This is a genomic window from Streptomyces sp. SD31 (assembly GCF_052068475.1).
Taxonomy (GTDB): Bacteria; Actinomycetota; Actinomycetes; order Streptomycetales; family Streptomycetaceae; genus Streptomyces.
Window position 1 is genome coordinate 1 of the sequence record NZ_JBQHCX010000015.1, and the last position, 17709, is coordinate 17709.

Annotated in this window: 18 protein-coding genes and 1 pseudogene; 5 read left to right on the forward strand and 14 right to left on the reverse strand. The window is 73.0% G+C overall.

What is annotated here, in order from left to right; all coding sequences use genetic code 11:
• On the reverse strand, window positions 1–253 hold a 253-nt coding region (locus ACTMVF_RS29070; RefSeq protein ID WP_441274066.1), incomplete at its 3' end, for a metal ABC transporter solute-binding protein, Zn/Mn family.
• A 243-nt stretch (window positions 254–496) separates the two neighbouring features.
• Here ACTMVF_RS29070 and ACTMVF_RS29075 point away from each other — a divergent pair.
• The 4 genes from ACTMVF_RS29075 (at window position 497) to ACTMVF_RS29090 (ending at window position 4421) form a co-directional block, all read left to right on the forward strand.
• Window positions 497–811, forward strand: a complete 315-nt coding sequence (locus ACTMVF_RS29075; protein ID WP_441274067.1) for a DUF1490 family protein — start codon at window positions 497–499, stop codon at window positions 809–811.
• A 12-nt stretch (window positions 812–823) separates the two neighbouring features.
• A complete protein-coding gene (locus ACTMVF_RS29080) occupies window positions 824–3085 on the forward strand; it encodes a heavy metal translocating P-type ATPase (protein WP_441274068.1) in 2262 nt (753 codons plus the stop codon).
• Window positions 3086–3383: 298 nt separating this feature from the next.
• Entirely contained in the window at window positions 3384–3929 is a 546-nt protein-coding gene (locus ACTMVF_RS29085) for a GNAT family N-acetyltransferase (protein WP_441274069.1), read from the forward strand.
• 108 nt (window positions 3930–4037) lie between these two features.
• Window positions 4038–4421: a VOC family protein gene (locus tag ACTMVF_RS29090; RefSeq protein WP_441274257.1), complete on the forward strand. Its 384-nt coding sequence runs from the start codon at window positions 4038–4040 to the stop codon at window positions 4419–4421.
• Between the two features lie 100 nt (window positions 4422–4521).
• Here the strand turns inward: ACTMVF_RS29090 and ACTMVF_RS29095 are convergent, their stop codons facing one another.
• From ACTMVF_RS29095 to ACTMVF_RS29155, 13 genes and pseudogenes are all read right to left on the reverse strand, one after another.
• On the reverse strand, window positions 4522–4728 hold the full coding sequence (locus ACTMVF_RS29095; protein WP_441274070.1) for a DUF2180 family protein: 207 nt from the start codon (window positions 4726–4728) through the stop codon (window positions 4522–4524).
• 137 nt (window positions 4729–4865) lie between these two features.
• The gene (locus tag ACTMVF_RS29100) at window positions 4866–5093 is read right to left on the reverse strand and encodes a DUF6480 family protein (RefSeq protein ID WP_441274071.1); all 228 of its coding nucleotides are present in this window, start codon (window positions 5091–5093) and stop codon (window positions 4866–4868) included.
• A 76-nt stretch (window positions 5094–5169) separates the two neighbouring features.
• Window positions 5170–5592, reverse strand: coding sequence for a CBS domain-containing protein (locus ACTMVF_RS29105; protein WP_441274258.1), 423 nt, complete (start codon window positions 5590–5592; stop codon window positions 5170–5172).
• 309 nt (window positions 5593–5901) lie between these two features.
• A pseudogene (locus ACTMVF_RS29110) lies at window positions 5902–6717 on the reverse strand (glycosyltransferase family 9 protein); the annotation flags it as partial.
• Window positions 6714–8231: a D-glycero-beta-D-manno-heptose 1-phosphate adenylyltransferase gene (gene rfaE2 / locus ACTMVF_RS29115; protein ID WP_441274072.1), complete on the reverse strand. Its 1518-nt coding sequence runs from the start codon at window positions 8229–8231 to the stop codon at window positions 6714–6716. The gene rfaE2 and the pseudogene ACTMVF_RS29110, both read right to left, overlap by 4 nt.
• Complete coding sequence (locus ACTMVF_RS29120; protein ID WP_441274073.1) at window positions 8228–8884, reverse strand: D-sedoheptulose-7-phosphate isomerase; 657 nt, start codon at window positions 8882–8884, stop codon at window positions 8228–8230. Before ACTMVF_RS29120 ends, rfaE2 begins: the two co-directional genes overlap by 4 nt.
• Complete coding sequence (locus ACTMVF_RS29125) at window positions 8881–10116, reverse strand: glycosyltransferase (protein WP_441274074.1); 1236 nt, start codon at window positions 10114–10116, stop codon at window positions 8881–8883. The genes ACTMVF_RS29120 and ACTMVF_RS29125 overlap by 4 nt, the downstream gene beginning before the upstream one ends.
• A complete protein-coding gene (locus ACTMVF_RS29130; RefSeq protein WP_441274075.1) occupies window positions 10113–11075 on the reverse strand; it encodes a glycosyltransferase in 963 nt (320 codons plus the stop codon). The genes ACTMVF_RS29125 and ACTMVF_RS29130 overlap by 4 nt, the downstream gene beginning before the upstream one ends.
• Window positions 11072–12079: a glycosyltransferase family 9 protein gene (locus tag ACTMVF_RS29135; RefSeq protein ID WP_441274076.1), complete on the reverse strand. Its 1008-nt coding sequence runs from the start codon at window positions 12077–12079 to the stop codon at window positions 11072–11074. The genes ACTMVF_RS29130 and ACTMVF_RS29135 overlap by 4 nt, the downstream gene beginning before the upstream one ends.
• Window positions 12076–12690 carry a D-glycero-alpha-D-manno-heptose-1,7-bisphosphate 7-phosphatase gene (locus ACTMVF_RS29140; RefSeq protein WP_441274077.1) on the reverse strand — a complete coding sequence of 205 codons (615 nt, stop codon included), beginning with the start codon at window positions 12688–12690 and terminating at the stop codon, window positions 12076–12078. Before ACTMVF_RS29140 ends, ACTMVF_RS29135 begins: the two co-directional genes overlap by 4 nt.
• On the reverse strand, window positions 12687–13757 hold the full coding sequence (locus ACTMVF_RS29145) for a glycosyltransferase family 2 protein (RefSeq protein ID WP_441274078.1): 1071 nt from the start codon (window positions 13755–13757) through the stop codon (window positions 12687–12689). The genes ACTMVF_RS29140 and ACTMVF_RS29145 overlap by 4 nt, the downstream gene beginning before the upstream one ends.
• Window positions 13754–15388: a carbamoyltransferase family protein gene (locus ACTMVF_RS29150; RefSeq protein WP_441274079.1), complete on the reverse strand. Its 1635-nt coding sequence runs from the start codon at window positions 15386–15388 to the stop codon at window positions 13754–13756. Before ACTMVF_RS29150 ends, ACTMVF_RS29145 begins: the two co-directional genes overlap by 4 nt.
• Window positions 15389–15430: 42 nt before the next feature.
• Window positions 15431–16423: an NAD-dependent epimerase/dehydratase family protein gene (locus tag ACTMVF_RS29155; protein ID WP_441274080.1), complete on the reverse strand. Its 993-nt coding sequence runs from the start codon at window positions 16421–16423 to the stop codon at window positions 15431–15433.
• A gap of 365 nt (window positions 16424–16788) precedes the next feature.
• On the opposite strand from ACTMVF_RS29155, the gene ACTMVF_RS29160 reads away from it, so the two are divergent.
• Entirely contained in the window at window positions 16789–17352 is a 564-nt protein-coding gene (locus tag ACTMVF_RS29160) for a hemerythrin domain-containing protein (RefSeq protein WP_441274081.1), read from the forward strand.
• Window positions 17353–17709 lie beyond the last annotated feature (357 nt).

A 17709-nucleotide genomic window follows, 5' to 3' on the forward strand; every position in this document is an offset into this window, starting at 1 on the left:
CCTCGTAGGAGTGCGGGTCCTGGTCGGGGTCGCTGATGATCGAGGTGACCTCCACCTTCCCGGCACCGATCTGCTCGGCGAGGTCCCCGTAGACGTTCGTCGAGGCCACCACCGGGATCGCGGACGAGGAGGCGGGGCTCTGCGCGGCGCCGGTGCCGCTGCCGGAATCCGACGCGCCGCCGCAACCCGCCAGGAAGGCCAAGGAGACGACGGCTATCAACGGGGCCGGCCGCCCGGACGAGGACGCACGCATGGAGGATCCCTCCGCAACAAGGTGAGTTGTCCGCCGAGCTCGAACCTGTCCCGGCTTCACCGCCACGCTAGGTGGAAACGGATGTCAAGACCGTCTTCTAGCCGTTCCATATGACAATCATTGCCGAGAAATTAACCCTCCGCCGCTCGGGCGTTCGGTACGGCTGGTGCGCAACATCTGCCACAGGACGAGAATGGACTTACCGCGCCGAAGACGGAGAAATCCGCCCCGCGGAAGGAGGCCATGATGCATCCCGCCGCTTTCGCAGGTGCGGCCGTGGGCCGCATCACGCACTACGCCCTCTCCGGAACTGCCGGCGTGCTGGTGCTGCGCGGAGCCGCCAAGGCCGCGCCCAAGGTGAAACCCGCGGCACGCCGCCTTCTGGTCAGCGGCATCGCCGGCGGCATCACGACGGGGAGGCGGCTCGGGGAGGCCGCCGAGGAGGCCCGGCTGAAGGCAGGAGACCTGCTGGCGGAGGCAAGGGAGCAGATGGGCGAGGAGGCGCCGCCGCCCTCGGCGGTCGGTGTCGAGGGGCACGCCCACGACCACGAGCACTGAGAGGCGATCGCCATGTCCGGCACGCCCGCACCCGGCGACCTTCCCCTGCCCGATTCCGGCGCCTCCGCCAGTCCTGCTCCCGTCCCCGGCGCCGGGGTGGTGGTGCGGTCCGCCGCCGCGGGGCGTGTACGGCTCTTGGTTCCCTGGCTGCGGGCTCGGCCGGGATGTGCCGGGATCGTCGATGAGCGGTTCACGGATCTGCCGGGTTTCCGGGCGCTGCGCATCTTCCCGCGCACCGGCGCCGTGATCGTCTGGGTGCAGCCCGACCTGGTCGACGTGGGCCGGCTGGTCGCCGCCCTTGAGGAGGCACCGCCACCAGGGGTGCCCGCCAGGGCCAGCCGGTCCGTGCCCGACTCCTCCACGGGGGAGGTCGCGCGGCTCGTGGTCGGCGGTGCGGTGCTCGCGCTGGTGGGGATACGGCGGCTGCTCGGCCGGGCCCCGTGGACCCCGTCGGGCTCGGCCGGTTTCCTCGGCGCGGTCACGGTCTTCACCGGGCTGCCGTTCTTCCGCGGCGCCGCACGCACCCTCGGCGGCAGACGCCACGCGGGCACCGATCTACTGGTGACGACTGCGACCGTGATCTCACTCGTCCTGCGCGAGAACGTCGTCGCGCTGATGGTGCTGTGGCTGCTCAACATCGGTGAGTTCCTGCAGGCCATCACCCTGCGGCGGACCCGGCGCGCCATCGAGGAACTGCTCTCCATCGGCGAGGAGCGGGTCTGGCTGGTCCGCGACGGCGTGGAGGTCGAGGTCGACCTCGCGGAGGTCAGGGCCGGGGACGTGGTCGCGGTCTACGAGCACCACCGCATCCCCGTTGACGGCACGGCCGAGTCCGGCGAGGCGCTGGTGGACCAGGCGGCGATCACCGGCGAGGCACTCCCGGTGTACGTGCAGCCCGGCAGCGAGGTGTACGCGGGCACCCTTGTCTCCAACGGCTCCCTGACCGTACGGGCCACCTCGGTCGGACAGGACACCGTCGTCGGGCGGATCATCACCCGGGTCGAGGAGGCGCAGGCCGACCGCGCCCCGATCCAGACCGTCGCCACCGCCTTCACCCGCCGCTTCGTCCCCGTCTCGTTCGCCCTCGCCGGAGTCACGTACGTCCTGACCCGGGACGCCCGACGCGCGATGACGATGCTGCTGATCGCCTGCCCCTGTGCCGCGGGCCTGGCCACCCCGACCGCGATCAGCGCGGCCATCGGCAACGGCGCCCGCCGCGGCACCCTCATCAAGGGCGGCACCCACCTGGAAGGAATCGGTCGCGTCACCGCCGTGGTCTTCGACAAGACCGGCACTCTCACCCTCGGCCGCCCCCTGGTCACCAGCGTGGTCACGCTCGACGAGACGGTCACCGCCGACGAGGTGCTGAGCCTCGCGGCCTCCGGCGAACTGCACGCACGGCACCCCCTCGCCGAAGCCATCGTCCGGCGCACCGAGGAACAGCACCTGCACATCCCGATCCACCAAGCCTGCGAGGTCGTCCTCGGCATGGGCGTACGCGCCGAACTCGACGGCAGCCGCCTGCTGGTGGGCAGCCCCGCACTGCTGCGCCGCCACGGACTGGAACTCTCCGACGTCGCCCGGGAATGGACGAGCCGACTGCGCGCCGCCGGCGAGACCGTCATCTGCCTCGCCCACGACGACAAGCTCATCGGCATGCTCGGCCTGTCCGACGCCGTACGCGGCGGAGCCGACACCGTCGTCCGCCAGCTCACCGACCTCGGGGTCACCCGCATCGTGCTGCTCACCGGCGACGCACCCGAGACCGCCCAGGCCGTCGCAGACACCCTCGGCATCACCGAGGTCCACGCCCACGCCCTGCCCGAGGCCAAACTCCAGCTGATCCGCGACCTCCAGGCCGAGGGCCACAGCGTGGCGATGGTCGGCGACGGCACCAACGACGCACCGGCCCTGGCCCTCGCGGACGTCGGCATCGTCATGGGCGCCCACTCCTCCCACGTCGCCCTGGAAACCGCCGACATCGCCCTGGCCGGAAACGACCTGCGCAATGTCGCCGCCGTCGTGGAACTCAGCCGCCACACCTTGCGCGTCGTACGCCAGAACTACACCCTCTCCATCGGCGTGAACCTCGCCGGCCTCATCGCGAGCGCCGGCGGCTCCATGAACCCCGTCCTGGCCGCTCTGCTGCACAACACCAGCAGCATCGCCGTCGTCGGCAACTCCGCCCGACTCGTAGGACACACCCCCCACCTGCCGAGCGACACCGCCGCACGGCTGCGGGCCGCACCTCTGGAGGAACGGCGGGTGCGCTGATCCCGCACACCATCGGCCCGGCGATCAGCGAGGCGCTGCAAGGCAGCGTTGTCGGTTCTCACCGAAGCGTCGCCAGGGTGACGGCGGTGAGCGCGACGCTGACCTCGTCCCGAGTCTTGGCCGCCCTACCGGGCCAGTACGCCCGCGCGTACCCACTGTCTGCCGCACCATGATGTGCGCGAGCGTTTTTGAAAAGCGTTTTCATCTAGATAGCATGGCGGGGCCCGGGCAGCTTCTGCCCCGGGTCCCGCCGCCGACACTGCCGCGCGCGGCGTAGGCGAGACAGGAGGAGCCTCCGGTGAGCCATACCGCACCCCCCGGATACACCGTGCGCCCCGCGACACCGGCCGACGTCGACGGCGCACGCCGCGTCATGCTCGACACCTTCTACAAGGAATTCGGATACGGATACGTACCCCAGTGGCACAGCGACACGGTGGACATCAACGCCACGTACCTGGACGACCCCCGGCACCTGCTGCTCGTCGCCGTCCATGACGGTGAGGTCGTGGCCACGACCGGCGTGCGATCGGGCGGCCCCGCCCACCCGCCGCACCCGCACTGGCTGGCCGAGCGCTACCCGCAGGAAACCACCGCCCAGCTCGTGCGCGTGTACGTACGGCCCGAACACCGACGCCGAGGGCTCGCCCGCACCCTGGTCAACACAGCCTGCGACTTCATCGCGACCACACCCGGCTACGAATGCATCTACCTCCACACCAACGTCAACATCGAGGGCTCCGAAGCCTTCTGGCGGAGCCTGTCCAAGGAGGTGTTCGACGCCCGCACCACAGGTGAACACGGACCGGGGGTGGCGACGGTGCACTTCGAGATCCCGATGTGACCACCACGCATGCCTTTCGGTGCCGGGAGGCGTGGTGGGGACTGTGCACCTCCGGCGGCTCTTCTGGTCTGGTAGCGGACCGAGCGGTGCTCAGGCATGCTCACCCGCATGATTTCGGTGGTGCAGAACGTAGCGATCGACTGTTCGGATGCCTACGAGCTGGCTCGGTTCTGGAGTGACGTGACCGGGGCTCCGCTGCATCCGCAGGACAGGCCGGGCGACCGGGAGACTCAGGTGATGCTTCCGGAGGGCCCGCTGCTGTACTTCAACCAGGTGCCGGAACCGAAGACGGTCAAGAACCGGATCCACTTGTGTCTGCGCCCGACGACCTCGCGCGAGGCGGAGATCGAGCGGCTGCTCAATCTCGGAGCCACCCTGGTCACTGATCGCCGGGAGCCCGATGGCGCGGGCTGGGCCGTCCTCGCGGATCCTGAAGGCAATGAATTCTGTGTCCTGCGCAGCGAGTCCGATCGCGCTGCGATGTCCTCGTAGGGCTCGGACACTCAGGCCGGGTGGCGGGCTTCATCGGGCTCACTCGAAGCTCGGGCTCACTCGAAGCTCCGCGCGCCCGAACCTGAAGATGCCGACGTCCTCACACGGACTCCTCCGCATGCCGGCATACCGGGCAGGTCATCTGGCGGGCCGGCTGTTCATGGATCACCTTGCCCGGGCTGGCGGGCTCGCGCAGTTGCTTGCGCTCGGTGTGGACATGGTCAGCGCATACTCCCGCGCCGCAGACGGTGCAGACGGCAACCGCGGCGACCGTGCGATCCAGCTGTACGCATTCGTAGCAGTTCATGACCGGGCCCTTCAGTCAGCGGCAGTGAGGGCTGCCGCGTCCGCTTCCGTGCCCGCGCTGAGCGAGGCGCGGGCACCGGTGGAGCCGGACCGGATGCCCGGCCCAGCTCTCGTGCTCGTGGTGGCCGGCCGCTGAGGCTAAGCGATCAGAGCCACCACCATGGCGATCAGTCCGATCGCCACCAGGGCCACCACCAGCATGATGAGGACGAGCGGCATCGCGCCCCAGCCCTTGCGCAGTTCGGGCTGCGGATGGGAGATGCCGGCCGTGCCACCTGCCTCGGCGGGTGGGGTCTCACCGGGTGGCACCCCGCTGCCGGGTTCGAGTCCTGGAGTTCGTGACGGCTCGGGATCAGGACTGGTCATGGCGCACCCTCCGGAGTCGTACGGTCGTGTCCTTGTCCTCACCTGTGCGGAAGCTCTGCCAGAGGTGGCCCTTCCTTCACTGGTTGGGGCGCGCGGCGCTGATGTCGCCGAGCGCCGAGTCGGGATCGCGCTCGATGGCCAGGTCGCCGATGGAGACGATGCCCACCGGGTGACTTTCCTGGTCGACGACCGGTACGCGTCGGACGGAGTGCTCGCGCATCACCTGCACCGCGACGACCAGGTCGTCGTCGGGCCCGACGGTGACGAGGTCCTCGCTGCACGCCTGGGCCACGGTCGTACGGTCCGGGTCGCCGCCCTCGGCCACCGCGCGTACCACCAGGTCACGGTCGCTGACCAGCCCGCGCAGCCGCTCGCCCTCGGTGACCAGCACGGCACCGATGTTCTCGTCGCGCATCATCCGGGCCACCGCCTGGACCGAGGTCTGCGGCTCGACGGTCATCGGGTCGGCCGTCATGACGTCGCGGACATGCTGAGTCATGGGAACGTCCCTCCGTGGAGTGGGGCGGTGCCGTTCACCGCCGTGCAGCCGCCGAGTACCCGCAGCCGAGCAGCGCTCCCACGTCCGCGCCGATTGCTCATCGGCCACGCGACGGCGCCGGCAACCCGCCTCAGTACCCCGCGCAGGGCTCGGCGGGCGCCCCCGTCGCAGCAGGGTCAGTGCTGCCGCGACGACCTCACCCGCTTCGATCCGCAGCAGTTGCGGATCGGGGAGGTCGCCGTGCGGATCGCCGGGCGGGCCGGGTTTCCACAGGGCCACATGGCACTCGCACGGGGGCGGGCCCCACAGGTGGGGGGAGACCGGCCCGAAGAGCGTCACGGACGGGGTGCCGTGGGCCACCGCGAGATGGGCCAGGCCGGTGTCGCCGCTGACGACGAGTGCGGCGCGGGCGACGAGCGCCGACAGCCGGTCGAACGGCAGGCCGCCCCGCAACACGTCCCGCGCGGGCAGGGCCGAGCGGGTGGCGACGTCCGCGGCCAGGGCGTCCTCCTTCGGTCCTGCGGTGAGCACGACCCGGTGACCGGCGGTGCGCAGCGTCCGCGCCACGATGGCGTAGCGCTCGGCCGGCCAGCGGCGGGAGGCGGCCTCCGCGCCAGGATGGACGACCACGGCTCCCGGCGCGGGGGACGCCGTGGCCGGTGGCGGCAGCCGTACCTCGGCAGGGTCCGCGCGGATGCCGTAGGCCCGGAGGAAGTCGCACCAGCGCTCGCGCTCGTGCGCGTCCGGTCGCCATACGGGAGGCCGGACGAGGCCGGGTTCCGGGTCGGCGTGGGCCAGCAGTCGGCGGGGGCCGAGGGCGGCCAGCGCGTCGCGGCTCTCGGGTCCGTTGCCGTGCAGGTCGATGGCCAGGTCCGGGGGCGCCCCCGGCCAGTGGGTCAGGGACGGCACGGCACGGTTCGGCGCCTCGGCCGGGAGGACGGCGTCGACGGTGCCGGTGGCCAGGGCGGCCTCGGTGAGCGACGGCGGCAGCGCGAGGACGATGTGGTGCCGGGGGAAGGCCCGGCGGATGCCACGCAGGGCGGGGACGGCGGCGAGCAGGTCGCCGAGCCCCAGCGCGCGCAGCACCAGCAGGCGGGGCCGGTGCGGTGGGGCGGTCACCGTCACCTCCGTCCGTCCGGCGCCGCCGGGGACGCGGCCACCGCCCGTGGGGCCAGCGCCGCGCGCTCGGCGAGGCCGGTGGTGGAGCGGCCGTCGAGGTAGGGCAGCAGGACGACCTGGCCGCCCCAGCTCGCCACGAGCTCCGCCTCCGGCAGTTCGACGCGGGCGTAGTCGCCGCCCTTGGCCCAGATGTGCGGGCGCAACTCGCCGAGCAGCCGCTCCGGGGTGTCCTCGTCGAACACGGCGACCGCGTCGACGCACTCCAGGGCGCGCAGTACGCGGACCCGGTCCGCCAGCGGGACGAGGGGGCGGCCGTCCCCCTTGCGTCGGCGCACCGAGGCGTCCGAGTTGACGCACACCACCAGGCAGTCCCCGGTGCCGCGGGCGGCCTGGAGCAACGCGACGTGACCGGCGTGCAGCAGGTCGAAGCAACCGCCGGCGGCGACCACGGTCCCGCCCGCGGCCCGCACCCGGGCTGCCGTGCGCAACGCGTCGTCCGTGGAGGTGCGCTCGGGTGTGGCGGGCGGGCCCTGGGGCGTCGTGGCGTGCGCTGCGGTGTCCCCCACATTGGCGGCCTCGGCGGCATCCGTGGCGTCCGTGGCATCGGCACTGTCCCTGGTGATCACGGCGAGCGACCCGACACCCCCCTCGGCGACGTACCGGGTCGCGGCGTGCACGGCTCCCCTTACGGCGGTCTCGGTGAGCTCGCCGTCCGCGAGGAGCCCGGCGGCGGTTGCCGCGAACCGGTCGCCGGCGCCGCAGGCATCGCCGTCGGCCGAGACCGGCGAGGGCACCAGCAGCGGTGTCTCCCCGTGCGACAGCAGCGCCCCGCTCCCGCCCAGGGTCACCGCCACGGCGGCCGCCCGCCACGCCCCGACCAGCGCCCCGGCATCGCGGGCCGCGGTGTGCAGGGCGCCGCCGTCCTTCGGTTCCTCGATGCCCAGGGCGCCCGCAAAGCCGCGTGCCTCGGTGGCCGACGGGGTGACCAACCGAACGTCGGGCAGGGGCTGTTGGCCGCGCGGATGCGGGTCCCAGACGACGGGCACCCGCCTGACCGCGTCGGCCAGCGCGTCACGCAGCACGTCGGCGGTGCCGCGCCCGTAGTCGGCGACGAGTACGGCGTGGGCCTGGGCGATCGCCCGGCACGCCTCGTCGGTGGCCCGGCGGGCCCGGCCGTCGCCGTCGTCCAGGCGCAGCAGCGACCGTCCCCCGGCCAGCACCCGGGTCTTGCTGGACAGCGCGCCGGTCAGGGGCAGCGGGACCAGGTCGACCCGGCCGGCCAGGAGGCGGCGCAGGGATGTGCTGGCCGGGTCGTCCCCCAGGGCGGTGACGAGGGTGACGGGTCGGCCGTCGTCGGCGGCGAGGCAGGCCGCGAGCGCGGCGCCGCCCGGCCGGGTGGTGCGCCGGGCGCCGCTCACGACCGGTACGGGGGCGTCGGGGGCCAGCCGCTCGGCCCGGCCGGACAGGTCGTGGTCGAGCAGCGCGTCCCCGACGACGAGCAGCGGGGCCGGGCCGCTCATGGGCTCTCCTCCCCCGCGACGACCGCACATCGTTGCACTGAACTCTGCCGCCCGGCCGTGCCGTTGTACTGTCCATCGGCACCGACGGCGCCGACGGCCCGGTCGAAGGACTCACAGAGCATGTGGACGGCGACCAGGTGCAGTTCCTGAACCGTGGCGGCGACGGCCGCGTCCACGCACAGGGCCTCGTCGGCGGCGACCGCCAGGGGGTTGGGCGCCGGGCCGGTCAGTGCCCACACCGTCATGCCCAGACGGCGGGCCTCGGTGGCCGCGACGCGCAGGTTGGCGCTGGCGCCGCTGGTGGACAGCAGGATCAGGACGTCGCCGGCCCGGCCGTGCGCGGCGACCTGCCGGGCGAAGATCTCCTGTACGCCGTAGTCGTTGGCGATGGCCGTGGTGGAGGACGTATCGGCGTGCAGCGCGAGCGCGGAGAACGGCGGGCGGTCGTCCCGGTAGCGGCCGACCAGTTCGGCCGTCAGGTGCTGGGCCTGTGCGGCGCTGCCTCCGTTGCCGGCGGCGAGCAGTCTGGCCCCGTCGCCCAGTCGCGCGGCGAGGCCGGCGCCCCAGTGCTCGACCAGGGGGACGTAGGCGCGAAAGCCTTCCAGTGCCTTCATCAGCTGGTCGCAGTGCGTGGTGTCGGCGGCGAGTTTCATCGGACGACTCCCGAGAGCGCGGGGACGGAGGAGACGGCGCCGTAGACCCGGGACACACCGGCGGCCACGGTGTCCCAGGTGTAGTGGGCGAGCACGCGCCGGCGTCCGAGGGTGCCGTAGCGGGCGAGCAGGGTCGGGTGGTCGAGCAGCTCGCGGATGGTGCCGCTGATGTCGTGGTCCTCCTCGGGCGGGACCAGGACACCGGTGACGCCGTCCAGGACGGTGTCGAGCTGGCCGCCGACGGCGGTGGCGATCACGGGGGTGCCGCAGGCCATGGCCTCGACCGGCACGATGCCGAACGGCTCGTAACGGGGCAGGGACAGCACGAGGTCGGCGCTGGACAGGAGCTCGGGCATCTGCTCGCGGCTCACCCCGCCGAGCAGCCTCACCCGGTCGGCCACCCCGCACTCGGCCGCGACCGCCCGCAGCCGCTCGGCCTCCGGTTCGGCGAAGAGGAGGGCGGGTTCGGGTCCGCCGGCGATGAGGAGTTCGGCGTCGGGTACGCCGCCCAGGGCACGGATCGCGCGGTCGAAGCCCTTGCGGGGCACGAGCCGGCCGACGCTCACCAGCCGCCGGGGCGCGTACGGCTCCCGTCGGGCGCCGCGGACCTGGCTGAACCGGCGGGGGTCCACCCCGCAGGGGACGACGGAGATGGTGCTGCGGGACAGGCCCATGGCCTCGAGTTCGCGTACCTCGTCCCGGCAGGTGGCGATGATCCGGCCGCACTCCTGGCCCACGGCTCGCTCGATCGCGATGCGGTCGGGCGGACTGGTGTCGGCGGCGCCCTGGTGCCGCTTCTTCACGGTGCCGAGCGCGTGGTAGGTCTGCACGACGGGCACGCCCAGGGCGCGGGCGCCGTCCAGCGCCGCCATGCCGGACATCCAGAAGTGGGCGTGCACGACGTCGGGCGTCCACTGCTCCCACTCCCGGGCCAGCCATCGGCCGAACTCCGGTATGTGAGGGAGCAGTTCGTCCTTGGGAACCGGCGTCGGAGGTCCGGCGGGCACGTGGACGACCGTGAATCCGTCGGGAGTGGTGATCCGGTCCGGCAGCCGGTGGCTGTCCCGACGCGTGTACACGACGACCTCGTGGCCGCGGCGGGCGAGTTGCCGGGCGAGCTGCGCGACGTAGACGTTCTGGCCCCCCGCGTCGGGTCCGCCGAGCGCGGCCAGGGGGCCGGCGTGCTCGGAGACCATGGCGACGCGTCCGGACGGCAGGTAGGTGGGGCTCATCGGGTGACCTCCTTGATCAGGCGTTCCCAGTCGTCCCGGAAGCGCCGCTCTCCATAGCGGGCCTGTACCGCAGCCCTGGCGGCCTCCCCTGTCAGCCGGGCGTGCACGGGATCCGTGAGGAATTCGCGTACGGCGTCCTGAAGTACCTCCAGCCGGTTGGAGACGACGCCGGCTCCCTCGGGTACGGCTTCGCGCACCTCGGTGGTGTCCAGTGCCACCACGGGCATGCCCAGGTACATGGCCTCCAGCAGGGACAGGCCGAGCGACGTCCATCGGACGGGGTGGACGTAGAGGCGGCAGCGGGCCATCCGCGGATGCAGTGCGCTCTGCGGGAGGTCCCGGCAGCGGCAGCGGTCGGGGGTCAGTCCGAGGTGGTCGGCGAGCCCTTCCGTGCGCATGCCGAAGACATCCAGCGGCACCGTACGGGCGAAGTACGGCAACAGGTCGGTGCCCGTGGTGCGGCCGCGCCGCACGGGCTCGTTCACGACGACCGCGGCGCGTCGTTCCTCGCCGGTCCACAGCTGTCCGGGGTCGATGATCCCGTGCTCGATCACGGTGGTCGGTGCCCGTCCGTTGTCCCACATCAGACGGTTGAAGTGGGTGACGTGGACGACGGGGATGTCGGAGCGGCCGGCCAGCGGGTGGCGGGTGTCCACGGCCGTCTCGTGCGGGCTGTTGTGCTCGACGTACACGGCGGGCACGTCGATGCCGGGGCGGCGGCCGGTCCACTCCCGGGCCAGTTCCAGCTCGTGCGGCCGTTGCAGCACCATCAGGTCGATGTCGGCCTCGCGCAGCTCGGCCGGGCTCAACTCCCTTACCGTGGACGGCCATTGCCATGTTCTGGCCCGTCCCAGACCGTCCGGGCCCCGGTCGGGGGTGACGGGGACGAGGAAGGTGTACGGGCCCTGCACCAACGTGGTGAGCCACGAGCCGTGCACATGCCAGACCAGGATGTTCATGCGCTCTCCTTGAGCAGTTTCTGCACCGCGCGCACCACGTCCTGGCCCGTGACCTCCTCCAGGCACGGATGGCCGGGCACGGGACATACGCGGGCCCTGCTGCCGGCGCACGGTGCCCGCTGGTCGCCGAGAATCACGCTCGGCACGCCGTACGGCGCCCACCGCCCGGCCGGGACCACCGGCGCGAACAGCGAGACCACGGGGGTGCCGACGGCCGCCGACAGGTGGGCGGGGCCGGTGTTTCCGCTCACCACGACGTCGGCCAGGCGCAGCACCCCGGCCAGGGTGGCCGGGGCGGTCCGGCCGCCCAGGTCCACCGCCGTGCCGCCGCTGACCTGCCGGGTGAGACCCCTCTCGTCGGGGCCTCCGGTGACGACGACGCGGTGGCCGGCATCGGCGAGCAGGCTCACGGCCTCGGCGCAGCGTTCGGGGCTCCAGGCCCGTGCGGGCGCGCTGGCGCCGGGGTGCACCACGACGTAGGGGCCGTTGCCGGTGAGTGCGATGGTGTCGGGCGGCGGCAGGACCCGCAGTCGGCCGTCGTCCCCCGGATGCGGCAGGAAACCCATGGCGGCGGCGGTGTCCAGGACGGCCTCGGCCTCGTGCCGGCCGGGGAGCCGCCGATGCCGTACGTCGAGCAGGCGGCCGGGGTGGTCGACGCTGTCGGCCCCGATCCGCCCGACGCCGGCGAGGCGCAGCAACAGGGCGGTGGGCAGGGGGCTTTGGTGGAACGAGGTCAGGACGAGCGCGGTGTCGAAGGCCTTCGCCGCCAGCCGCCGTACCAGTCCGTCGACGTCCGCCTCCTGGACGGTGGGCGGGTCGAACCCCTCCCACGGCGCCTCCCACACCATCACGTCGTCCACGCAGGGCAGCAGCCGGGCCGCGGGTTCGCCGCGGGGGCCGCACAGGAGTGTCACCCGGGAGCAGTGCGCCGCCACCGCGCGTATCGCGGGACCGGCGAGCAGCACGTCGCCGAAGCTGTCGAGCCGCACGACCAGCGCCTTCACGACCGGCCACCTCCCCCGGTCCCGGGTGCCTGGGCGAGGAGCCGGCGGACCGCCGTGAGCAGGTCGCGGGCGGTGTCCGGGGCCCGCCGGACCTCCTCTGGCAGCGTCGCCGCGTTGGGGACGAGTACACCCCGGGCGCCCGCGGCGTGCGCGGCTCGGACGTCGGCGGCGATGTCGCCGATCACCACGCAGTCCCGGGGCGTGACGCCCAGGCGGCGGGCCGCCTCGACGACGAGTCCCGGCCGGGGTTTGCGGCAGTCGCAGCCGGCGTCGGGGATGTGCGGGCAGTACAGCCAGGTGCCGAGCCCGCCGAGCAGGTCGTCGGCCCGGTCGTTGACGCGGCGGACGTCGGCGTGCGTGAGCAGCCCGCGGCCGATGCCGGACTGGTTGCTGACCACGCCGGTGGCAACGCCCTGGGCTCGCAGCAGTTCCAGCGCCTCCCGCGCTCCGGGCATCGGCCGCACCAGCTCGGGGTCCCCGTTGTACGGGACGTCCTCGACGAGGGTGCCGTCCCGGTCGAAGAGGACGGCGGCAACGGGGGCCGGGCCGCGGTAGGAGGCGGCGTCCCCGGAGGGTTCGTGGAGCGCGGGGCGCGGGGCGGGGCGGTTCACGGTGCGCTCCCCGAGGGTGCGGTGCGCGGGGCGGCGGTGCGCCGTGTCCCCGCACGTGCCGCGGTGAGGCCTTGCGGGACGCCGAGCGGCTCGGCCCTGCGGTGGCGTATCAGGCCGCCCAGCCAGTGCCCGACCGCGAGCGGTGGGATGACCGCGCTCGTGGCCGCCATGGTGACGATCTCGTCCCGGGTTCGTGGTCCCGGCCGGATGCGGGCCAGGGCGAACTCGGCCGTGCCCAGCGCCCATACGGCACCGGCGACGGCGGCGGTGCGCCCCCGGCCGGCCGCCGCGCAGACGCAGGCGGCGAGCGCGGCCGCGGTCACCGCCGCGTGCCGGGGAAGCCGTCCGCGGGGCGCCTCGGCCCGGGACCACCAGTCGCGGCCGTGCAGCCGGGTCATCAGCACGTCGTCCGCGTTGCCGCGCTGTGCCCGCAGCGACACCCAGCGATCGGCGGGGCGCACCGGATGCCGGGTCACACGGCGGCCCCGCCGCAGCGTCCAGCCGGCGCCCAGCACCCGCAGGGCCAGGTCGGCGTCCTCCCGGAACGCGCGGGGGAACCGCTCGTCGAAGCCGTCGACGGCCGCCAGTGCCGCGGTCCGGTAGGCCATGTCCGCCGTCGCCCAGGCCGCTTGCTCCAACCCCGCCGTGCCCCGCTCCCAGTCGGTGGGCCGGCGGTCCTCGGGCAGCGGTACGCGCAGGCGCCCCTGGATGCCTCCCGTGTCCGGACCGGCCGCGCCGAGGTCGTCCGCGAGGCGGCGGGACCAGTCGGGCAGGACCTGGACGTCGTCGTCGAGGAAGACGGTCCAGGGCGTACGGACCGTGCGCCAGCCGGCGTTTCGGGCGGCCGCCGGGCCCCGTCCCGCGGTGTGCAGGGTGCGGAGCCGTCCGTGCAGTGCGCCGGCCGCGTCCAGCGGCAGCGCGCCGGGTGGCTCGGGGCGGTCGTCCACGACGACGACCTGCTCGGGCGGGTGATCCTGGGTGGCCGCGGCGAGTTCGCGCAGGCAGTCGGCGAGGCAGGGACGGCCGATCGTCGGGATGACGACGCAGTAGGCAGCGGCGTCCGTCATGCGAACACCTTCCTCCGCCGGATCGCGAAGGGGCCGAGGGCGAGCAGGTCCACGGGCGCGGAGCCGAAGCACTCCAGGGCGTCCCGTGGATCGTCGACCATGGGCCGCCCGGCGGTGTTGAGGCTGGTGTTGACGACGACGGGCAGTCCGGTGAGGCGCTCGAATCCTTCGATCATGCGCGCGACGAGGGGCTCGTCCTGGCGGTCCACGGTCTGGATGCGGGCCGTGCCGTCCACGTGGACGACGGCCGGGATGCGGTCGCGCCACTCCTCGGCGACGTCGTGCACAAACAGCATGTAGGGGCTGGGCAGCGGTCCGTCGAAGAGTTCCGCGGCCCGCTCGGCCAGGACCATGGGCGCAACAGGGCGGAACTCCTCGCGGCCTTTCACGGCGTTGAGACGCTCCAGGTTCTGCGGGCGGCCGGGATGGGCGAGCAGCGAGCGGTGGCCGAGTGCGCGGGGCCCGTACTCGCTGCGGCCCTGGAACCAGGCCACGATGCCGTCCTCGGCGAGTTCGGCGGCGACGGTCTCGGCGATGTCGTCGGGTTCTTCGTAGGGCACGGCCGCGCGCTCCAGCCAGGCGCGCAGTTCGTCGTCGTTCCAGCCGCGGCCGAGGGCGGCGGTCGGCATGGCCTCGACGGCCTCCTTCTGGTGGGCGACGTGCAGCGCGGCCCCGAGGGCGGTGCCCGCGTCCCCGGCGGCGGGCTGCACCCAGACGCGGCGGAAGGGTGTCTCGCGGTAAAGCCGGGTGTTGGCCACGCAGTTGAGGGCGACGCCGCCCGCGAGCGTCAGCACGTCCTCACCGGTACGGTCGTGCAGCCACCGCGCGAGCCCCAGCAGGACCTCCTCCAGACAGGCCTGCGCGCTGGCGGCGATGTCGGCGTGGTCCTGCGTCCATGCGCCGCCCTTCGGACGCGGCGGGACCAGCGAGGCCCAGGGGACGGGGCGGGCCCGGAATCCGCCGTGACCGTCCAGGTGGACGTACGCGCGCAGTTGGTCGAGGAAGCGGGGCTTGCCGTAGGAGGCCAGCGCCATCACCTTGAACTCGTCGCTGCTGCGCAGGAATCCGAGGTGCTGGGTGAGGTCCTCGTAGAACAGGCCCATCGAGTCGGGCAGCGACTGCGAGCCCAGGACGGTGAGTTCACGGTTCGCGTAGCGGCCGGCGAGGTGGGAGCCGCATTCGCCGCGGCCGTCCAGCACCAGCACGGCGCTGTCGGGGTACGGGGCGGCCTGTCCGGCGGAGGCGGCGTGCGCGACGTGGTGGGCGACGAAGCGGACCTTGTCCGGGTCGAGTCCCGGCAGCGTCTCGGCGAGGAACTCGGGGGCGCGGCGGGCGTATTCCTGGCGCAGGTGGTCCCAGGGGTCATTCAGGCCCAACTGCTCTGCCGAGCAGGCGAGTTCGGGGTCGTAGGAGTAGGCGACCGCGTCCAGGTCGGACGGGGTCAGGCCGGCCCGTTCCAGGCACCATCGGGCGGACAGTTCGGGCAGCTCCCAGGCGGAGAAGGGAAGGGGGCGCTTGCCGTGCTTGCGCCGGCTGAAGCGTTCCTCCTCCGCCGCCGCCACGATCCTGCCGTCCATGACGAGGGCGGCGGCGGGGTCGTGGAAGAGGGCGTTGATTCCCAGGACACGCATGCGATGCCTCCGTGCGGCGTACGGGGGTGCGGAGTACGGCGTTCACGCCTGCGGGGCGGGCTGGGGTGCCGGCTGTGCCGTGGCGAAGTAGGCGATGGTCTGCTTGATGCCTTCCTCCCAGGGCACGCGGGGCGTCCAGCCGAGCAGTTCACGGGCCAGGCCCGTATCGGGGCGGCGGCGCTGCGGATCGTCGGTGGGGCGGTCGACGTACACGATCGTGGAGGAGGAGCCGGTCAGTTCGACCACGCGGTGGGCGATCTCGCCGACCGTGACCTCGTCGGTGCCGCCGATGTTGACGGGGCGCACCGAGTGGCTCGCGGCCACGAGCAGGACGCCGTCGACCGTGTCGTCGACGTAGCACAGAGAGCGCGTCTGCCGGCCGTCCCCCGCCACCGTCAGCGGTTCGCCGGCCAGTGCCTGACTGACGAACGTGGGGACGGCACGCCCGTCGTGCGGGCGCATGCGCGGCCCGTACGTGTTGAACAGGCGCACGATGCCCGCGTTCGCCTCCCGCGTCCGTACATGTGCGGTGACCAGTGCCTCGGCGAACCGTTTGGACTCGTCGTACACGCTGCGCGGCCCCACCGGGTTGACGTTGCCCCAGTAGTCCTCGCGCTGCGGATGCCGCAGGGGGTCGCCGTACACCTCGGAAGTCGAGGCGAGCAGGAAACGCGCGCGGTCGCGCTCCGCCACGGCCAGCATGTTGCGCGTGCCCAGGCTGCCGACGTCGAGCGTCTCCAGCGGCAGCCGGAGGTAGTCGGCGGGGGAGGCGGGGCACGCGAAGTGCAGGACCAGGTCGTACGGCCCCGGCAGCCGCTCGGCGGCGTCGGGTGCGGAGACATCGCACTCGACGAACCGGAACCCGCGGCGCTCCGCGAGGTGCGCGACGTTCTCGCGTGATCCGGAGCACAGGTTGTCGGCGCAGTCGACTTCGACTTCCGAATCCAGCAGCCGCTCGCACAGATGACTTCCGAGGAAGCCGGCACCGCCCGTCACCAGGGCACGGTGCCATGTACATGGCGAAAGTTTGGTCATGGAAGTTCCTTCGTCCGCACGACGACGCATCAGCGGTCGGGACGCCCCACCGCGCCGTTCGGCGCGCGCCAGGGGGGATATGGGGACAGTCGCGGAAAGCTTCGGCGAGCTTTCGGAGCTGTTGCGAATTGAAGGATCAGGTCGCGGTGGCACTGAGCGGCAGGACCGCCCCCGTGGGTCGCCCTCTTTCGGCGAGGCAGTGACACGGGGTTCCCGTGCCAGTTGCTTTCCACACGCTGATTCCGACTCCACTATGCGACGGTTCGCAGCCATGCGCGACTCCCGTGTGAGCCCGCCGACTGCGGGCACTCGGAGCCGCGGCGGGTCCGCCCGGCCCGCCGTTGTCCAGGCTGGAGGTGGAGGACATGGGTCATGGCGGGAACGTCATCGACGAGCTGGTGACCGATCACCGCGAGGTCGAGGAGCTCTTCGGTCGCATCGAGGGGCTGCCGACCGGTGAGAAGGACCGCAAGGTGTATGCCGAGCAGGTCACGATGGAGCTGGTGCGGCACTCGGTCGCCGAGGAGGAGTATCTCTACCCGGCCGTGCGGGAGCACGTGGCGGGCGGGGACACCATCGCCGACAAGGAGATCGACGATCACTCCAAGGCCGAGCGGATCATGAAGGACCTGGAGGGGTGCGACGCCGGTGACCCGGAGTTCGACCGGCTCATCGGGATGCTGATGAGTGAGGTCCGCTCGCACATCGCCGACGAGGAGCAGAACCTCTTCCCCAAGCTGCGCGCGGCGTGTCCCCCGCAGGCGCTGGACGACCTGGGCGACAAGGTGCGCATGGCGAAGAAGATGGCCCCGACCCGCCCGCACCCGTCCGCACCGGACAAGCCGCCGGCCAACAAGCTCCTGGCACCCGGAGCCGGCCTGGTGGACCGCATGCGCGACGCGCTGAGCGGCCGCGGCAAGAAGGACTGACCACCCCCCGGCGGACGGCCGTACGGTCCGGCCCGCCCGAGGGCTGTGAGCAAGCACACTCGACCACGAAATAGGGCATTTCCCGCGACAGTTGACCCCCCGGGCGGCGGCGCGACAGGGCAGGCGCCGTCGCTCGGGGGGTCCTGTCTGTCACGATGGTCCGCGCCGTGACCGACTCGGTGGAACCTCCGCGCAGCGCAGCCGGTGACTCCGGTTCCCCCGTCCTCCTCTGACTCTCTGGTTCCGGGTACCGCACTGTGTCTTCTCCCCCTGCCCTGCCCTCGCCTGCCCCGAAATCCGCCTCCGCCCCGTCCACGGGCGCGTCCCGCGCGCCCTGGCGGTCGCTGAGGTACCGCA

Excerpts from the sequence above, each read along its gene's own strand:
- ACTMVF_RS29075 (WP_441274067.1), top strand. The coding sequence starts at position 497 with ATGATGCATCCCGCCGCTTTCGCAGGTGCGGCCGTGGGCCGCATCACG.
- ACTMVF_RS29155 (WP_441274080.1), bottom strand. The coding sequence starts at position 16,423 with ATGACCAAACTTTCGCCATGTACATGGCACCGTGCCCTGGTGACGGGC.
- ACTMVF_RS29145 (WP_441274078.1), bottom strand. The coding sequence starts at position 13,757 with ATGACGGACGCCGCTGCCTACTGCGTCGTCATCCCGACGATCGGCCGT.
- ACTMVF_RS29080 (WP_441274068.1), top strand. The coding sequence starts at position 824 with ATGTCCGGCACGCCCGCACCCGGCGACCTTCCCCTGCCCGATTCCGGC.
- ACTMVF_RS29105 (WP_441274258.1), bottom strand. The coding sequence starts at position 5,592 with ATGACTCAGCATGTCCGCGACGTCATGACGGCCGACCCGATGACCGTC.
- ACTMVF_RS29125 (WP_441274074.1), bottom strand. The coding sequence starts at position 10,116 with ATGAGCCCCACCTACCTGCCGTCCGGACGCGTCGCCATGGTCTCCGAG.
- ACTMVF_RS29095 (WP_441274070.1), bottom strand. The coding sequence starts at position 4,728 with ATGAACTGCTACGAATGCGTACAGCTGGATCGCACGGTCGCCGCGGTT.
- rfaE2 (WP_441274072.1), bottom strand. The coding sequence starts at position 8,231 with ATGAGCGGCCCGGCCCCGCTGCTCGTCGTCGGGGACGCGCTGCTCGAC.
- ACTMVF_RS29090 (WP_441274257.1), top strand. The coding sequence starts at position 4,038 with ATGATTTCGGTGGTGCAGAACGTAGCGATCGACTGTTCGGATGCCTAC.
- ACTMVF_RS29100 (WP_441274071.1), bottom strand. The coding sequence starts at position 5,093 with ATGACCAGTCCTGATCCCGAGCCGTCACGAACTCCAGGACTCGAACCC.
- ACTMVF_RS29130 (WP_441274075.1), bottom strand. The coding sequence starts at position 11,075 with ATGAACATCCTGGTCTGGCATGTGCACGGCTCGTGGCTCACCACGTTG.
- ACTMVF_RS29120 (WP_441274073.1), bottom strand. The coding sequence starts at position 8,884 with ATGAAACTCGCCGCCGACACCACGCACTGCGACCAGCTGATGAAGGCA.
- ACTMVF_RS29150 (WP_441274079.1), bottom strand. The coding sequence starts at position 15,388 with ATGCGTGTCCTGGGAATCAACGCCCTCTTCCACGACCCCGCCGCCGCC.
- ACTMVF_RS29160 (WP_441274081.1), top strand. The coding sequence starts at position 16,789 with ATGGGTCATGGCGGGAACGTCATCGACGAGCTGGTGACCGATCACCGC.